The sequence below is a fragment of the Nocardia sp. NPDC058497 genome (assembly GCF_042720195.1).
Taxonomy (GTDB): Bacteria; Actinomycetota; Actinomycetes; order Mycobacteriales; family Mycobacteriaceae; genus Nocardia.
The window spans coordinates 1-1,276 of record NZ_JBHXMY010000995.1; the positions used below are offsets into that span (position 1 = coordinate 1).

1 protein-coding gene is annotated in these 1,276 nt (G+C 63.3%); it reads right to left on the minus strand.

Features of this window, described 5'->3' with window-relative positions; all coding sequences use genetic code 11:
* Positions 1–143: 143 nt before the first annotated feature.
* Positions 144–1,276: acetyl-CoA carboxylase biotin carboxylase subunit family protein (locus ACFWPJ_RS33185; protein ID WP_378857531.1), on the minus strand; the 1,133-nt coding region annotated here is incomplete at its 5' end.

Below are 1,276 nucleotides of genomic sequence, written 5' to 3' on the forward strand. Positions count from 1 at the left end.
TCGGTTACACGCCGTAGGTTCACGGTCGGAGTGATGCCCAGTTTCGTGAACTCTTCGAGCTCGCGGACCGCCAGGCGCGCCGGTGCCGGGTCGATGACAAGTACTCGGGGCGCCGAGGGTGCTGAACTGTCGGTCACCCCAGATCACCCCACCGTCCGCACAGCACGGACCGGGAAAGGGTGATCGATCAGGTCGTCGCGCCCCAGGGTGGTGTGTTGGAAACCGCGCATATCGCCCGGCGTGCGGTTCGGGCTGACGATGGCCTGCGAGAGGAACGCGGCCTCGACCGCGTCCAGTCTGCCGTCGAGCTCGCCGAGGCTGCCCGCGCCGACCAGGAACACTGCATCCCGGTCGCTTGTCGAGGTAGTCGATCCGCTCGTGGTCGCGCCCAGGTAGGAGAAGTAGCGTGTGTACTCCACTCCCGGCATTTCCAGCAGCTGGCTGGTCCGCGGCAGGTCCAGCACCACACCGCTGGTCAGCTTGGGATGAACGGTGCCAACCTCCAGCAGCGGTTCGTCGGAGCCGATCGTCGGAGCCGATCCCAAGCACAGGTCCAGGGACGCGGCAGCCAAGGATGTCGCCCGTGAGTGGCGTACTTCTTCTTCGATCGATGCGCCACCGCGGCGTGCGGCGCACTCACTGAACACCAGCCGATCGTCGGCGGTCCGGAAGAATTCGAGGTGAAACAGACCCGTTCGAAGTCCGAGGGCGGCAAGGGAATCGCTGGCGAGTTGGGTCGCGCGGGCTGCCAGATTCGGGTGGGTGGACTCGGTGCACCGATACATGCGCAGGTTCTCGCCCATCGTGACGGTGTCCAGGCACGGTCTGGAGTACCGTCCCAGAGACGCGAATTCGACCCGCCCGTCGGTGACCCATCCATCGAGAATGTATTCTTCGCCGTCGATGTACTGCTCGACGAGTAGACCATTCTTGCCTGCGGCGCCGGCGAAGAAACGAGTCACCGCTCGCGTGAACGCGCCAGGATCGTCGACCTTTTCCGTGGATTCGGTTCCCGCACCTGCGGTGGGTTTTAGCACGACCGGGAATCCGAAGTCGGCCACATCCTTCGGCTCCGGTGCCGTGCGGAATACACGGGCGCGCGCGACGTCGACTCCCCTCTCGGTCAATCGCTGTTTCTGCAGGTACTTGTCGCGCATCAGGACGGCCACGTCGACACCGATGCTCGGGTTACCCATTGCCGCCGTCAGGGAGGCAGCCATGGTGATGCTGAACTCGTAATTGGTGTGAATCTCATAAAAACATATAAAAAAGATAA